The organism is Xenorhabdus yunnanensis, assembly GCF_028598805.1.
Classification (GTDB): domain Bacteria; phylum Pseudomonadota; class Gammaproteobacteria; order Enterobacterales; family Enterobacteriaceae; genus Xenorhabdus; species Xenorhabdus yunnanensis.
Genome location: NZ_JAQRFI010000043.1, coordinates 22,704 through 38,817 on the forward strand (window position 1 = coordinate 22,704; position 16,114 = coordinate 38,817).

The following is a 16,114-nucleotide window of genomic DNA, read 5'->3' on the forward strand; positions in this document are numbered from 1 at the left end:
TTTTACAAAACTGTATGCTCCTGACGCTGGACTCTCTGGGAAATGGGCAACCAACAAAATAGAATCAGCAGCGACATAGAAAACATCAGCATCCCAACGCTGAATTGGCTATTTTGCGGTAACATCGCCGACAGCCATGTGACTACTCCTGAGCCTACATTCTGAAAGCCCCCTACCAAAGCACCTGCGGCTCCTGCCAGATAAGGGAATGGCTCCATCGCTCCGGTTGTTGCCAATGGAAACAACATACCTGCGCCAAAAAAGAATAATGCGGCTGGTATCAACAAAGTCCAGATATTCATGATACCAAACCAGCCGGGTAACCACATCAAAACTCCCGCCAGCAAGCAACAGATAACAGAGTGCCACATGAGCCGATAAAATGCTTTACCTTCACGCCCGGCATACCACGCCCCAAAAAATGCCGCGGGGATTGGCAGAATAAACAAGATACTGACCGTTAGGCTATCCAGCCCCAAAACAGCCCCCATTAACACACCGCTGCTGGCTTCAAAAACAGCCACCCCAGCCAGACCACCCACCAACATGATCAAGTAAGAGACAAAAGCACCATGAGAGAATAATTGGTGGAAAGAGACCAGCATCGTGCTACGTGCAGTCTCTGCGGGACGGGTCTCCGGTAAATGCCGAATCAGGAAGAAAGTGACTATAACCCCCATCACCAATAGGAACAAGTAACAGGAGCGCCAACCAAAATAGTGGGCAACTATCCCACCGATCATGGGAGCAGCCAGTGGGCTGATTAACACTGCCATATTCAGCAGGCTATTGGCATAGCGCAACGTTGTGCCAGTATATAAATCTCGTGGCATAGTACGCACCATCACACCTGCAACCCCAGTGCCCAATCCCTGTAATGCACTCGCAAGCACCAGCACCAGTAAGTTTGGCGCAAACAGAGCACATATCGTCGCCACCAGATAAATGGACATTCCCGCCAGAATCACAGGACGACGCCCCACCTTGTCAGATAGCGGTCCATAAAAAAGCTGTGAAAGCCCATAAGAAAACAAATATGCCGCCATTACCCGCTGAACTTCTCCCGCAGGTTTACTAATATCATTAGCCATATCGGCAATAACTGGCACATAGATTGTCTGAGTCATCTGCCCTACAGCGGCCAAGGCAATCAACATCAACAATAAATTAAAGTGTTCTATTTTTCTCATCGCACTTATATACAATCATTTATTGAAACAGCTGTTCATGGAAAATAATCGTTCGTTAAAGAGCAATATTTATTCAATGTTTGAATAAGTATTGTATAAGCCATTTAATAGTTACCTAATCAATCATCAGTCATAGTGACACCCTCAAGCGCTTAATAAAGAACCTGACATACTAACTTCATTGGATATGATTCACTTGGCAAATCTATATTCTTTCTTTGCAGTATACAATTTTACATTAATAAAAAATTACAGAGAAATTTCCCATAAACGTCAATAAAAATGTACATATCAATCCGTAATATTGGCAAGAATCCAGTTAATCTAACTGTAACACGTAATCGATAATGTTATTTCAGGTAATCACGTAGAATCGTTACAAAAAATCACCAATTCATGCAGTATTCATTTGCACCGAATTAATGCACACCATACTAATTCGTACCATATTAATGCGTACCATATTGTGTAGAGAGGTTAATCGTAATGGCAAACTGGGTTACAGGAAAAGTTACCGACATAACCAATTGGACTGATTCACTTTTCAGCATAAAAATTCATGCGCCAATAGAAACATTCACCGCCGGACAATTTGCAAAACTTGCACTGGAAATTGAGGGGGAGCGTATCCAACGGGCTTACTCTTACGTCAACTCTCCCGAAGACAATAATCTGGAATTTTATTTAGTGACCGTTCCGGAAGGAAAACTCAGCCCCCGTTTAGCTGCGCTAAAAACGGGGGATGAATTGTTGGTAACAGAGCAGGCGGCTGGTTTTTTTGTTCTTGATGAGATCCCTGACAGCCAAACACTCTGGATGCTTTCTACTGGCACAGCCATTGGGCCTTACCTTTCCATCCTCCAACAAGGCACTAATCTGGAACGATTCGAAAATATTGTTTTAGTTCATGCTGCCAGATGGGGAAAAGATTTAAGTTATTTACCCATGATGCAAGAGTTGGAGAAAACATATCAAGGTAAACTGAGAATACAGACCATCGTGAGTCGAGAGAAATGGCCGAATTCACTTATGGGCAGAATTCCGGCATTAATTGAGAATGGCAAGTTGGAATCGGCTGTAGGCTTACCGATTCAGGCAGAAAACAGCCATGTTATGCTGTGCGGGAATCCCCAAATGGTCAGGGATACCCAGCAACTATTGAAAGAACAACGTAACATGGCAAAACATCTGCGCCGTAAACCGGGTCATATCACCAGCGAGCAATACTGGTAATCAGCCCATGGATAGCCACGACTCCCACAATAAACGTATCTGCAAACTTATTTGCGTTTTTGAGCAGGCTACTTGGCTGACTTGGCAGAAATATAATCAACCATTTCTGCCATCTCCCCAAAGCGATTGGCGCCTTCCGAGCCTTGGAATACACCACAATCCAATATCATCATGACAAAAATCAGTGTCGGAACAAAACGACCAATTCCCCACTGCCATATTGGTGCCATTGTGCTCCAATCAAGGGACAACAGTATCCAAGCCAGTGCCAATAGTAATACCCAGCCACCACTTTTATTTCTGTCATGCAGACGTTTCGAAAAAATTGCTGCCGTTGGATACAATAGCAAAGCAACACCAAACGCCGCATAATTCATGGGGAGGACATTCATTCCATGCAGTGTCAGGAGTATAAAGATCAAGGCGAAACAGATACCTATACCGCTCCAAAACTCTCGCCGACCAATTCGGCCTTTGAATGAGAATCCCCATTGTTGTAATGTCATGTACTCTTTTCCAATTGTGGATGCTGTTTTTCCAGGATTTAACTCAGTGAGTAGCAAAATGAAAACAGGCATGAATAAACTTCTGATGACAATATTAATCGTTTTTGGCATCGGTTTACCATTATCAGCCTCTGCCGATGAGCTTTCTGTCACACCAGAAATAAACTCATCATTAATGTATCTTCTGCCGGATTCTCCTACTTTCGAAGAAACCATCCCTATCTTTCGGGAAAAATACAACAAAAAAAATCCGGATACTCCCCTGTGCGAATATAAAGTGATCGCCAGCAAGAATATTTCCCAGCCTTTCATCCGTGCTGCCAGTAAAATCAATGACAACATATACTCTTCAGCGGTACTGGAACGAGGTAGCGAAAAGATTAAAAGCCTGCAAATTACCCTGCTGCCATCACAAAGTGAACAAGAAGATAAGCAAAACCGCATACTGGCAAAACAATATATGACTGCCCTGATCAGGCAATTTGAGCCTACTCTTTCCCCTGAACAAGCTCAAATTCAATTGGAAAGGCTTTTGGACGCAACAGAAACGCACTCGACTTTGAGTCAAAAAATGGGAGCAGCACGCTACATCATCGTAAACAGCAGCGAAAATATAATGACCTTCGCAATTGAACCGATTAAGCTATCGTTATCTGACACCTCAGCAAATGAAAATTAGTGACACAGCGCAGAGCTATTCGCGTTGATGATCTTTATACTGTCGGGATTCCGCTTACAGGGAATGACATCACCATAATGTCATTCAAAGAAAGAATATTCATTCAATTCGCAATTTGATTATTTTCTGGTTGGAGGGAAAAATATGCGACATCCATTAGTTATGGGTAACTGGAAATTAAATGGCAGTACCCACATGGTTAACGACCTGATTGCAGGCCTGCGTAAAGAATTGAGTAACGTTGACGGCTGTGGCGTCGCTATCGCACCACCAACAGTTTATGTTTCTCTGGCAAAAAATGCTCTGGCTGGTAGCCGTATCGCTCTGGGCGCACAAAATGTTAGCGTAAACCTTTCTGGTGCATTCACTGGCGAAACTTCCGCAGAAATGCTGAAAGACGTCGGTGCAAAATATATTATTATCGGTCACTCTGAACGTCGTACTTACCATAAAGAAAGCGATGAATTAATCGCGAAGAAATTTGCTATTCTGAAAGAGCAAGGCCTGATTCCAGTTCTGTGCATTGGCGAAACCGAGCAAGAAAATGAAGCCGGTCAAACTGAAATCGTCTGTGCACGACAAATCGATGCCGTCCTGAACACACTGGGCGCAGAAGCATTCAAAGATACAGTTATTGCTTATGAACCTGTCTGGGCAATCGGTACAGGCAAATCCGCAACACCTGCACAAGCTCAAGCCGTTCATAAATTTATCCGTGACCATATCGCAAAACAAGATGCAGCTATTGCTGAACAAATCATTATTCAATATGGCGGCTCAGTTAATGCCAGTAATGCAGCGGAGCTGTTCACCCAACCGGATATCGACGGTGCGCTGGTCGGTGGTGCTTCACTGAAAGCCGATGCTTTTGCAGTCATCGTGAAAGCCGCGGCAGAAGCGAAAAAAGTGTGATCTTTTAATAAAGAACAGAAAAATGACTCAACCGCCACAAAGCATCACTTGTGGCGGTTTTTTCTCACTCAAAATCGGCTCAATGATTAACGCCGGATAATTTCGTCAAAAATTTTGCCCGTGGCAAAATGTTGTTTCTGAGCGTTATCCCAACCACCAAAGACCTCATCAATCGTAAAAAGCTTCAGTTCAGGAAAAGCAGCGCGGTATTTTTCTGCTATTGCTTTATCGCGAGGACGATAATAGTTTTTGGCCGCAATCTCCTGCCCAACCGGAGAATAAAGATATTTCAAATATTCCGTTGCCAGCTCGCGCGTTCCTCGTTTATCAACTACCTTGTCGACAACAGAAACCGTCGGCTCCGCCAAAATAGAAATGCTCGGAGTCACAATTTCAAACTTATCCTTGCCCAAAACATTAATCGCCAACAAGGCTTCGTTTTCCCACGCAATCAATACATCGCCAATTCCGCGCTCCACAAACGTATTCGTTGCACCGCGCGCGCCGGCATCCAGCACTTCAACATTTTTATAGAGTGCCCTCACGAACTCTTTGGCTTTAGCCTGATCCTGATTGTTATGTGTCAATCCATATCCCCAGGCAGCCAGATAATTCCAACGTGCCCCACCGGAAGTTTTCGGATTTGGCGTAACAACCGCAATATTCGGACGAATCAAATCCGACCAATCTTTTATCTGTTTAGGGTTTCCTTTTCTCACCAAAAAGACAATGGTTGATGTATAAGGCGCTGAATTACCCGGCAGACGCTTAACCCAATGCTTATCAATGCGTCCACTCTCTGCGATGGCATTCACATCATAAGCCAGTGCCAAAGTCACAACATCTGCCTGAAGGCCGTTAATAACGGAAGTTGCCTGTTTGCCTGAACCTCCATGTGATTGGCGAACCCTGACATTATCCCCGGTTTTGTTATGCCAGTATTCTCTGAATGCCTGATCATACTGCTGGTAAAATTCACGAGTCGGATCATAAGATACATTCAATATTTGGCTATCTTTTGCTTTTGCCCAAGCACTGTTAGCCATCAGTGTCATCGCTAAGGCCATCAAAGATAACGCCGACACAATATACTTTTTTGTGATTGCCCATCGCGGGCCTGTATTCATACCCCTTACATTCATATCCACGGTAACTATTCCCCTAAGCCATGATGCCATGATGATTTCCGCTATAGAAACTGACAGAAAGCGTTATGGCACAGAAATAATTTTAAATTTTGGCTTATGCACAAGAAGAATATGAGTGACGAGACAGCCACACAACGTGGCTATCTCTGAGGTAAGATTTTGCAGAATTAAGAATGGATTAGTAGAGCTTTTTCGCGGTCTCCAGCCACTCTTTCTTAAAGACACGCTGCATATTTTGTACCGCATCGATGATATCGTGATGAACAAGTTTCTCGTTCTGGATGCCCACACAACGACCGCCATGTCCTTCCAATAGTAGCTGAACAGAATACGACCCCATACGGGATGCGAGAATGCGGTCATAAGCGACAGGCGCACCACCACGCTGAATATGTCCCAATACCGTTGCACGAGTTTCGTGGTGTGTTTCCGCCTCAATATATTTCGCTAACTCAGCAACATCACAAACATGCTCAGTAATGGCAACAATCGCGTGACGCTTACCTTTTTGAATTCCTGCCTTAATCTCACTCAACAACTCTTCACGATCGAATGAGATTTCATTCTCAGGCAAAACAATAAATTCACATCCACCTGCTATTGCCGCGGATAAGGTCAAATCACCACAATAACGCCCCATCACTTCAACAATCGAAATTCGTTTATGGGAAGTTGATGTATCGCGCAAACGGTCAATCGCTTCAACCACCGTTTCCAGCGCCGTGAAATAACCAATGGTGTAATCTGTACCCGCGACGTCGTTGTCAATCGTTCCGGGCAAGCCAATACAAGGGAAGCCCGCTTCCGTCAGCTTCTTCGCGCCCAAATAAGAACCGTCCCCTCCAATCACCACCAGTGCATCAATCTCATTTTTGTGCATGTTTTCAATGGCAGTTTGCCGGACTTTATCATCCCTGAACTCAGGAAAACGCGCTGATCCCAAAAACGTACCACCGCGGTTAATCATGTCGGAAACACTAAAGCGATCAAGCTTCTTCATGCGGTTTTCATACAACCCCAGATAGCCATCATAAATGCCATAGACTTCCAACCCTTCGGTTAAAGCGGCACGAACAACACCACGAATAGCGGCGTTCATGCCAGGCGCATCACCGCCACTCGTTAAGACTCCGATTCTTTTAATCTTGTTGATCATGATGACCTCTGACTTGTCGATATAATATTTGTAGGCATAGCATTTGTAGGCATAGCATTTGTAGGTATAGAATTTGTAGGTATAGAATTTGCCAATCTGCTGACTGTTTCCCCTAAAGGGGAAAAATTAACGGTGATTTTGCGAAACCCGATTGTGAATCCACCAGCTGAATTGATTCAACATTATCTATGATACGGAAAAACACCCAGCCTGCATTAAGATTATGTCTATTTTTTGACGATCTTTTGATTATGAATAAATTTCTCGTCAATCCCAACGATTTTTATGCTCCTCAGGCACAACAGAGCAAGGATCTTGGTGAATAATAATATCGGCACCCGGAAACCTATCCCGCAATTTATTTTCAATCCCTTCTGCCAAAGCATGCGCCTGCACTAATGGTAAATGGTCATCTATCTCCAGATGGAACTGAATAAAACGAGTCGGCCCTGATTGTCGGGTTCGCAGATCATGCCCACCTGCTACACCAGGGTAATTTCGGATAATCTCAATAATCTCCTGCCGCTCTTCATCCGGCAAGGCACGATCAAGCAAAGATTGTACGGCATCATAACCCATCCGTAACGCACTATAGAGAATATAGATTCCAATTCCTAAGGCAAATAACGCATCTGCGCGTTTAAAACCATACAGACTCAAAAGCAATGCCACCAGAATTGCCCCATTCATTAAGAGGTCAGACTTATAATGCAGCATATCCGCACGAATCGCCTGACTTTGGGTTTTATTGATCACCCATTTTTGGAACGTGACCAAACATAACGTAGAAATCAGGGCAATGGTGATTACCCAAACGCCTATCTCTGCATGCTCCAGCGGCTTGGGGGAATACAGATGCTGAAAACCCATTAAGAACAGGAAAATCGCCGAACCGGAAATAAACATACTTTGAGCCAAAGCAGCCAGCGATTCAGCTTTACCATGCCCAAATGTATGCTCTTCATCAGCAGGCTGAAGTGAATAGTGCACCACAAAAAAATTCGTCAAAGAAGCAGCCAGATCAACCAATGAATCCACCAGCGCAGCCAGTAAGCTCACCGAACCCGTTAACCACCATGCAAAAATTTTTACGATCAACAGCACGCTGGCCAGTACCGTTGCCGCCAACGCAGCAGAACTGACCCATCGCCCATAATTTATACTCATTGACGCCACCTTTCGGTTATTTAGTCAGCCTCAAGTATAAAAATAGCGCGTCAAATGGAAAAATATAGGGGCAGCGAAGCAAAGCGAGTCAATTCTATCTAGCATTCCGCCATGGCCTTCAATAATTCCACCAAAATCCTTTATTCCGCTGTCTCGTTTAATCGCTGACATACATAATCCACCAATGAACCCCATCAGGGTAATTGCCAACGACATCAGTCCTGCTACCCACGGGGAGAAAGGTGTTACCCAGAACATTGACATTCCCAACAGCACAGAAGCCAAAATTCCGCCAACAAATCCCTCGATCGTTTTATTGGGACTGAGCTTCGGTACAATCGGACGTTTACCAAATAACTTGCCAAATACGTACTGCAAAACATCAGACATTTGCACCACGATCATCAAGAACAGCAATAATTTGATATTTTGATGTTTGTACTCTGGGATCTGCAGCATCAACAATGCTGGCGCATGGCTGATGGCAAACACTGTTACCATCATCCCCCACTGAATTTTGGCTATTCGCTCTAGAAAATGGGTTGTATCCCCAGCCAAAGCCGTCCGGGCGGGCAGGAACAGGAAAACATAAACAGGAATGAACACCGAGAATAGGCCATACCATTGCATACCAACCAAAACGTACTGCACAGGCATAAAAACAAAGAAACACCAGGATAGTGCCTCATGATCACTGCGGCGAGTAGGTGTTAGAGTGATAAATTCACGCAAGGCAAAAAATGACATCACCGCAAACAAAATAATTGCTCCCAAAGACCCAACTGCAATAGCCAGAACACAGATGATACACATCACCCACCAACTACGAATCCGCGCATTCAGGTTGTCGATAGTGGCATTGCTCTTTTCTCCCGAATAGCGAAAAGCCAAAATGCCCCCAATCACACTGGCGATAATCAATATCCCGAAAATCTCGCCCAACAACAGCATCAGATCATAATCGATACCTGTCATAGCACTAACTCCTCTAATGCAGACTGGGCACGTAATAGGAACTCATTCTTGCCTTCGTCCTCACCTAATTGTTCCAATGGCTTGCCAAACGTGACCGAACAAAGAATTGGCACCAAGAGTTTTTTTCCTTTCGGCAGAGCACGGTTCAAATTCTTCAAATAAACTGGCACTACCTCAGCATCAGGGTATTTACGAACCAAATGATACAAACCACCCTTGAACGGATTGATTTGTTCACCATCTCCCCGAGTTCCCTCCGGAAAGATAATCAAAGACTCTTTTTGAGCTAAAACTGCTTCCAATGGCGCGAGTACCCTCTTTTTCTGCGAGGTTTCTCCATTACGTTCAATTAATACCGCGCGAAATACCTTATGGACGAGATAGCGGCGTAGTTTTGTTTTGTCCCAATAATCACAGGCAGCAACAGGATGAACTTGATATCGCAACGCAGGGGGAAGCCCAGACCAAATCACTAACCCATCGAGATGACTGGAATGATTAGCATAATAAATGCGGCTCACAATTGATGGCTCGCAGCCAATCCATCGCGACTGCACACCAGTTAGAAGACGACATAAACCTGATAGCGTGGCACCCACGATTTCTGCCAACAGGCTGATTTCATAAAAATTATCCATGTTGGGCATCCTTATCCCTTTTATGTGAAGTGAGAGTGATAAGATTTTTAAATAACGGGAGAATAGAACATAAGATAATCAATATTGGTCAGGATAACAACAGATTGGAGGGAGAATTAATTGATAAGCAATTCTTTCATTAGTTGAGAAATTGTCCTTGGAATCTCATGGAGTAAACTTAAAAATCCTCCAGAATTTGTGCCAAGTTATAACATCGTATTTTTATTCGTGCCTGTATTATGAAAATGGTACAAAATACCGATCAGAAATCCACTTTTATTCCGGTAAAGCCATGTTTAAAGAAACCGTTAAAAATTATTTATCTTGGAGTACTTTTTTCGTCGGTGGTTACATCGCGCTTGTCTATGTCACAGGCATCACGCGCTATAAAAATCTATTTTTTGCATTGATAGCATTAACCGCACTCTACTTTCTTATTAAGAATCCCAAAGGATGCCTCTGTGCGTTGAAAAACAACATCGTACTGACTTTGGGAATATTAACTTTGGCTTACCTCTATTCGATTGCTATTTCACCTGATCCCAAGCTCAGTTTTAGTGAAATCAAAACGCCTTTTTTTAGAGATGTTGTTCTCTCCAGTATTCTCATTACGTTAGCATTAAGTCATACGAATGTGCTTAAAATTCAGAAAATGATTATTGGTTCATTTTTACTTGGATTGTTATTCATCACGCTGAAAGAAATGTACCTATTTTATCTAGATTATCAGAACGATATTATGCCATTCACCAACTATAATCATCGCAGCGTGTCAGATGGTATTGTTTTCTTCTTTCCAGCATTAGTGGCCCTTTGGCATTTTCAAAAAACTCAAAATTATGTTCGTTTAACACTGACAATTTTGCTCATTTTATCCGTGCTTTTTGTATTGTTGGGCACCCTTTCCAGAGGAGCTTGGCTTGCAATTTTTGTTATGTTTTTCATGATGATCATTATGAACAAAAACTGGAAAACGTTAATTGCCAGTATTGTTTTTGTCTGCGCCGCCATCTTTGCCATCAAATCTGATTACCTGATCAAAGGCTCTGCTTTGACTTACAAGTTAGAACAAACCGACAGTAGTTACCGATATAGCAATGGAACGCAAGGCTCAGCACTCACTTTAATTCTGGAAAACCCAATCAAAGGCTATGGTACCGGCAACAAAATCTATGACCAAATTTATAACGATAACGTTAAGAATTACCCTGATTGGACATTTAGAACTTCCCTTGGCCCTCATAATATTTTCCTGACAATTTGGTTTTCTGCCGGAATCTTGGGTTTAAGCGCCTTTTTATTTTTAATCCTCTCTTATCTGAAACAATCGGCTCAAGAGTGGAATGCAAGCATCAACTGCAATAAACAAGCTGCATTAATCTTACTTATCTCTTTCTTTGGCTATTTTATTGTTAGGGGAAATTTTGAAAGTGTTCATTTGAATATCTTAGGAATTTATCTTGGTTTGCTAATCGCGCTGTGTCAACAAAGATTGAATAAAACAATATAGAGATTTAAACGCTAATGATTACAGGCTATTCCAAAAATGAATAGCCTGTAAAATAAATACCGTTAAAACCACTCAGACAACACAGTAGTTAGAGACTCACTTACCGTATGCCAATCGTAGTTTGTAAGAGCCATTTCTTTACCCTTTTCAGTAACATCGTGTAATCGACTATCTGACAGCGTATCTAAAATATCCTGAGCGATACTCTCTGGAGATAATGGCTCTTGCAGTAAGAAACCTGTATTGTTGGGAACCACAAACTCTTTGATTCCCCCTCTTGGACTAGCCAAAACAGGTGTACCTCTCGCCATTGACTCTAATGCAACCATACAAAATGGCTCCTCCCACAATGAAGGAACAACCGTTAAATCAGCAAGTGAATAAACCTGATGCATATTTGCAGGCGGAATATTTCCTGCCAAAACACAACACTCTGTCATCTCCAACGCTTTATCAACGACTTTTTTACGGTAAATCTCACGCTCACCTTTTGTATTTTTTGTGTGTTCTCCGATCAAAAGAAGTGTGATTTGTGTATCCTTTTTATGCAATAAGGATACAGCTTCCATTAACTCAAGCACTCCTTTCCTCTTATCTAATCGCCCAGCATACAAAATGATTTTTGCCGTATTTTTGAGACCAAAGCGCTCCCTTTTCCAGCAACTTTGTTGCATATAAAGCATCTTATCAATACCATTTGGCACAACTTTAATGTTCTCTAACTTCGCTTCATTACGAAAAAAATCAGCCAGAAAATGACTTGGAGTAATAAGTTTTACCTCAGTACCCAAAGTAGTGACGTTATGCTTATTATGCAGGTGAAGTACCATCTGTTCTTCAGGATAATACTGCTTAATCTCGTTATAAAGTGAAACGGAGTTTTGAATAATCAAAATAGGTTTGTCATGGGGCTGGTTTTGGCTACAGGAAACTGTGTCTATCACCCTTTTGACATAAGGGTAAGGATCTAAGCGGGACCATTTCCTGAAAAAACGTTTATAAATTGCGCTAGTGTATATTCTATGGATGGTGGAATATTCACTGATTTTTTCTACAGTTTTCTCTGTTCTTTCTCCTTTACAGATAATTAAATTATTAGCTTGACTGATTTTGGCAACGTTATAGATCCACCACTCTACTGCAGCTGCATAATTTGGGGGAATGGAATGAAATTCAGGAGCAACAAAAATAAATTTTTTCATGAGAAAAGCAATCAGTAGAAATCATTCATCGGATTAGATAAAAAAAGATCAGTTTATGCAAGCAAACTACAATCGAAAAAAAAAGCCCCTCACGGGGGCTGAAAGACAGGGATGGTGTTTGTTTTTAAAACACAAAACATTGTAATAAAAGGATTTATAGATAAAAGTGTCCACACCATGACCACATCGACAATATAAAAAAAGCCCTTCGTACTTCGAGGGGCTTTTTTGTTTCTGTTAGACAGTGCCGCAAAAGTGTCGCACAAGATTTTATGACTCTTGATGCTCAACCTATTGTTTAATAGTTTTCCTTCCTCTTTTACTCATGTCCACTTTACACCCACTCAAAATAAATCAATGTCCATACTACTTTTCTTTAAACCTGAATCCGCTATCCTTACCACGCTTTTTTAATATTTAAGGATGATTAATCTATGGCACTAAAAAAATGTAAAGAGTGTGGGAAAGAAGTTTCTACATCAGCGAAAACATGTCCACACTGCGGGGTTAAAGATCCCGGAGTGGGGGCCAAAGAAAAGTTGGGTGGTTGTTTGATTCTAATAATTCTCGTCGCACTTGCAGCAATCTACTTTTCAAGAATAGATGAAACCAATAACACTGAAACAGTGTCAGCTACAAAAACTTGTACATCAACTGATACTCAGTGCCTATTTGATCAAAATTGGCCAAAAGCTGCAATGCAGTGCAAAACTCCAATACAGAAGTTAGCTAAATATGATTATGAATGGACGGACGGAATTTTGACACCAATGTTCTCGCACTCTCGACTCGATGCAAAAAACAACCAAATGACCTTCATCGGGGATAAAGTTAAATTCACTAATGGATTTAATGCGAAAGTTCCTATGATTTATGACTGTACAATGGACTTAAGTAGTAAAGCGATTCTAGATGTAAGAGTTGAGCAAGGAAGGCTATAAATTTCAGTTTCCCTTTTCCCTCAAAGCCGCACAAAACCTGAATTATTTAATATGTTGCGGCTTTGTCTTTTGATCCATTCTTTCACGTAAAATAGAATTTTTACTTTAATATCATTGCATTGACATTTCTCCCGCGATCCGCTTTTGATCCAAAAACTGAAATTGACTGAAAATCTTTTCAATCCTTTCAGTTTATAATTTCCCCCACAGCGCCAGCACTAGTGCGCTCTGGTGACTCCCTTTGTAGTATTTTAAAACTGAAAAAATTTTTTGATCCAAAACGGGCAGGCGGGTGCGGTGTAGTCCGTTTTACGTGGGGCTTACGTTTATTTCGTGGGGATTGTGCTGCGTGAGATTGACACAGGAATGCAGATCCAAATGAACCATTATGAGTAGTGAATCGAAAGATAAACGGTGTTGGGTGCGTTTGGTGGCGTTTAATGAGGGAACAAAAATAAACCCTACCGAAGCAGGGTTATTTGATAAACAGGCAATCAATTGGTGAGGTTGATTGTGCTGTCTTTAGGTTGATAAGGGGGGTATCTGGGAGCCAACGGATGAAAGTCTACTGACACCGCCATCATCGTTTTCAACGCGGTAATTGCACGTTGAAAATTAATCCGTACATTTCTAACGTAGAACTCAAATCTTACTTCTTACCCCTCAAAATAGCAATCTCACTCATTCGTAAGATAAGTAATACTTACCCAATCACGGGCGAATACTTCTGTTTCAGTCCATCCGATTTATGGGCGGTGCCTCTAATGGCGCTGGCGTTCTGCGGTGTGCCGGTATTGTGATGGGTATGGGCGGCGGTCAGTTCCGCCAGTTCCCTGACCACATCCAGTGTATCCAACATCAACGTCATCACGTTAATTTGCGGGCTACCCACCCAGACCACAGGCGCAACGATTTCCTGTTTGACGCCCGCAATGCTCTGTTTCAGCAGGCCGATTTTCTCTATCAGTGTTTGCCCCACGTCGATGTTGGCATTTTTCCCCACACTGGCGACGAAATTCGATGAGGTTGCCACGCTGTAGTCACCCTCTGCGATTTGCTGGACAGCGCCCGCCAATAAGGTGGATGTGCCTAACACCATCGTTTTATCCGTGGCCTGAATGGTGGTATCACGGGCGACCACCGTGCGGGTTTCCGTGTCAGCTTTGATTTCACGGTGCATGGACGATTCGTTAATGGTCTGGTCGGTCTGGCGTATCCAGTTCCCTGCCTGTGTCACCCGCTGCGAGACTTCCGCCCGCTGCTGCTGCAACTGTTCACCGGGTTGGATATCCGGCAGGGTGTTGCCCTGACTCAGGGTCTGGCGGATAAAGGGTTTATCCGGTCGTCCGCCCTCGAAAGCAATCTCAACCACCGTGCCGATGGGCGGATACTGGAACATGCCCGATTCACCACCTGCCATCGGCAAAGGCAGCGGCACGGCACGATAAACCGGGGCGGCGGCATCTTTGCCGTTATCATCCAGCAACTGCACATCGACGGCATAACGCGGGCGGAACGGGTCAGACATATCGCCACTGACGGTGTTTTCGGTGTGGGCTTCAATCCGCGCCAGTTTGGGCAGATGCAGCCCGGCGGATAATTCAGGGTAAGCCGCATCAATCTGGCGCTGGGCGGGGGTTTTGTTCTCTGTCTGGCCTTTCGGCTGCCATGTGATGCCCATGTTTTCATTCAACAGGTTGACCTTGGTCAGCCGCTGCTGATTGACCACAAAGCCGGGGCGCAGGGATTGGATCATCGGCAGGGTCATGGCATTGCCTGCCGACTGGCTCTGGCTGAATTCATTCGGGATTTCAGCGGGTTTATCCTTAAACATCGAATGTGCCCAACTGCCCAGATACACCGAACCATCCGGCAACTGGTGCCAGATATAGTCCTCAATGGCAAAAAGCGGCCCCAGACTGCCCAGCAACTGGTAGCCCGTGCCGTTATGGGTATAGTGCGGAATGGGTTTATCGGTATAAGGGGCATCCGGTAAGGTGAACGTCAGGCCGCTGTGTTCCTGCAACCACGCCACCATCTGGCGTAATGTCGGATGCTGAAACGAGCACGGCCACGCTTTATCAAACACGCCGACCAGTTCACGCACGAACAGGCGCTGATACCCGTTCTGAGCAGGCTGTGCACGTTCCACATAGCCCGTAAACCAGCGCAGCACCAAATCCGTATAGCCCACATCAAGGCGCACCAGTTTCCCGGTGTAATCGGTGGTGGTTTCCGCCGTGATAAAGCCCCGGCCACAGGATGACAGTTCCAGCATGAGATTGGCATCCACCACATGCACCTCATCGCCGGATAAGTAGAGTCTCTGGATAGGCTTCATTCGTTTGCGCCTCCGATGCCATCGTTAATCGGTTTTAAGACCTCGCGTTCGAACCAGCTTAATTTTTCCGGGTCTTCCCCGGCTTTCGTGCCGCCCTGTCCGGTCTGTTTTTTAGCCTGAATGGAACCGGTTGCACGGGCATCGCGTTTTTCCGCCACGGACAGATGTTCCCTTAAGGTAAAGGTCACCTGCCATGCCTGTTTACCGTCCACCTTGCTGGCATCCATCGTGCCCGTAAAGGTGCCGATGCGAAAATTAATGGCCTGTGCGGTGAGGTTGGCCACCCGGTAGCGTTTCAGGTTGCCATTGTCTTTGGCTTCTGCCAGTGCAAACAGGCGCGACAGGGTTTTCTGTTCGGTAAAGGGAATAATGCCCGTGATGCGCAATTCTTTCGGTTTGATGCCCTGTTCGGCCACGGCGGTACTGGAAGACTGGCCGCTCTGGTCTTGATCCTGAAACATCATGGAGGGGGTGACAGTGAGACTTTTTAACGCAATGGCCTCGCCATCAAGGGCG

Annotated in this window: 15 protein-coding genes; 5 read left to right on the forward strand and 10 right to left on the reverse strand. The window is 44.0% G+C overall.

The window, feature by feature from the left end:
* Positions 1 to 2 precede the first annotated feature (2 nt).
* Positions 3 to 1,190: a multidrug efflux MFS transporter EmrD gene (emrD, locus tag PSI23_RS15780; RefSeq protein WP_273555979.1), complete on the reverse strand. Its 1,188-nt coding sequence runs from the start codon at positions 1,188 to 1,190 to the stop codon at positions 3 to 5.
* A 486-nt stretch (positions 1,191 to 1,676) separates the two neighbouring features.
* Here emrD and fpr point away from each other — a divergent pair, with 486 nt between their 5' ends.
* Positions 1,677 to 2,423 (forward strand): ferredoxin--NADP(+) reductase, encoded by a 747-nt coding sequence (gene fpr / locus PSI23_RS15785; protein ID WP_273555980.1) that lies wholly within the window; start codon positions 1,677 to 1,679, stop codon positions 2,421 to 2,423.
* A 68-nt stretch (positions 2,424 to 2,491) separates the two neighbouring features.
* On the opposite strand, the gene PSI23_RS15790 is transcribed toward fpr, so the two are convergent.
* On the reverse strand, positions 2,492 to 2,929 hold the full coding sequence (locus tag PSI23_RS15790; RefSeq protein WP_273555981.1) for a DUF805 domain-containing protein: 438 nt from the start codon (positions 2,927 to 2,929) through the stop codon (positions 2,492 to 2,494).
* 70 nt (positions 2,930 to 2,999) lie between these two features.
* On the opposite strand from PSI23_RS15790, the gene PSI23_RS15795 reads away from it, so the two are divergent.
* On the forward strand, positions 3,000 to 3,608 hold the full coding sequence (locus PSI23_RS15795) for a DUF1454 family protein (protein WP_273555982.1): 609 nt from the start codon (positions 3,000 to 3,002) through the stop codon (positions 3,606 to 3,608).
* A gap of 144 nt (positions 3,609 to 3,752) precedes the next feature.
* On the forward strand, positions 3,753 to 4,520 hold the full coding sequence (gene tpiA, locus PSI23_RS15800) for a triose-phosphate isomerase (RefSeq protein ID WP_273555983.1): 768 nt from the start codon (positions 3,753 to 3,755) through the stop codon (positions 4,518 to 4,520).
* 86 nt (positions 4,521 to 4,606) lie between these two features.
* Here the strand turns inward: tpiA and PSI23_RS15805 are convergent, their stop codons facing one another.
* The 5 genes from PSI23_RS15805 to PSI23_RS15825 form a co-directional block, all read right to left on the reverse strand.
* Positions 4,607 to 5,587 carry a sulfate ABC transporter substrate-binding protein gene (locus tag PSI23_RS15805; protein WP_273555993.1) on the reverse strand — a complete coding sequence of 327 codons (981 nt, stop codon included), beginning with the start codon at positions 5,585 to 5,587 and terminating at the stop codon, positions 4,607 to 4,609.
* Between the two features lie 259 nt (positions 5,588 to 5,846).
* Positions 5,847 to 6,824 (reverse strand): 6-phosphofructokinase, encoded by a 978-nt coding sequence (pfkA, locus tag PSI23_RS15810; RefSeq protein ID WP_273555984.1) that lies wholly within the window; start codon positions 6,822 to 6,824, stop codon positions 5,847 to 5,849.
* A gap of 267 nt (positions 6,825 to 7,091) precedes the next feature.
* Positions 7,092 to 7,991 (reverse strand): CDF family cation-efflux transporter FieF, encoded by a 900-nt coding sequence (gene fieF / locus PSI23_RS15815; protein ID WP_273555985.1) that lies wholly within the window; start codon positions 7,989 to 7,991, stop codon positions 7,092 to 7,094.
* A 30-nt stretch (positions 7,992 to 8,021) separates the two neighbouring features.
* Positions 8,022 to 8,966 (reverse strand): phosphatidate cytidylyltransferase, encoded by a 945-nt coding sequence (locus tag PSI23_RS15820; protein ID WP_273555986.1) that lies wholly within the window; start codon positions 8,964 to 8,966, stop codon positions 8,022 to 8,024.
* A complete protein-coding gene (locus PSI23_RS15825) occupies positions 8,963 to 9,604 on the reverse strand; it encodes a lysophospholipid acyltransferase family protein (protein WP_273555994.1) in 642 nt (213 codons plus the stop codon). The genes PSI23_RS15820 and PSI23_RS15825 overlap by 4 nt, the downstream gene beginning before the upstream one ends.
* 292 nt (positions 9,605 to 9,896) lie before the next feature.
* Between PSI23_RS15825 and rfaL the strand changes: the two genes are divergently transcribed.
* Positions 9,897 to 11,114, forward strand: a complete 1,218-nt coding sequence (gene rfaL, locus PSI23_RS15830) for an O-antigen ligase RfaL (protein ID WP_273555987.1) — start codon at positions 9,897 to 9,899, stop codon at positions 11,112 to 11,114.
* A gap of 62 nt (positions 11,115 to 11,176) precedes the next feature.
* On the opposite strand, the gene PSI23_RS15835 is transcribed toward rfaL, so the two are convergent.
* Positions 11,177 to 12,316 (reverse strand): glycosyltransferase, encoded by a 1,140-nt coding sequence (locus tag PSI23_RS15835; RefSeq protein ID WP_273555988.1) that lies wholly within the window; start codon positions 12,314 to 12,316, stop codon positions 11,177 to 11,179.
* 434 nt (positions 12,317 to 12,750) lie between these two features.
* Between PSI23_RS15835 and PSI23_RS15840 the strand changes: the two genes are divergently transcribed.
* Positions 12,751 to 13,257 (forward strand): zinc ribbon domain-containing protein, encoded by a 507-nt coding sequence (locus PSI23_RS15840; protein ID WP_273555989.1) that lies wholly within the window; start codon positions 12,751 to 12,753, stop codon positions 13,255 to 13,257.
* A gap of 703 nt (positions 13,258 to 13,960) precedes the next feature.
* On the opposite strand, the gene PSI23_RS15845 is transcribed toward PSI23_RS15840, so the two are convergent.
* Both PSI23_RS15845 and PSI23_RS15850 read right to left on the reverse strand, forming a co-directional pair.
* Positions 13,961 to 15,598, reverse strand: a complete 1,638-nt coding sequence (locus PSI23_RS15845) for a type VI secretion system Vgr family protein (RefSeq protein ID WP_273555990.1) — start codon at positions 15,596 to 15,598, stop codon at positions 13,961 to 13,963.
* A partial coding sequence (locus tag PSI23_RS15850; protein WP_273555991.1) for a baseplate complex protein occupies positions 15,595 to 16,114 on the reverse strand: 520 nt, incomplete at its 5' end. The genes PSI23_RS15850 and PSI23_RS15845, both read right to left, overlap by 4 nt.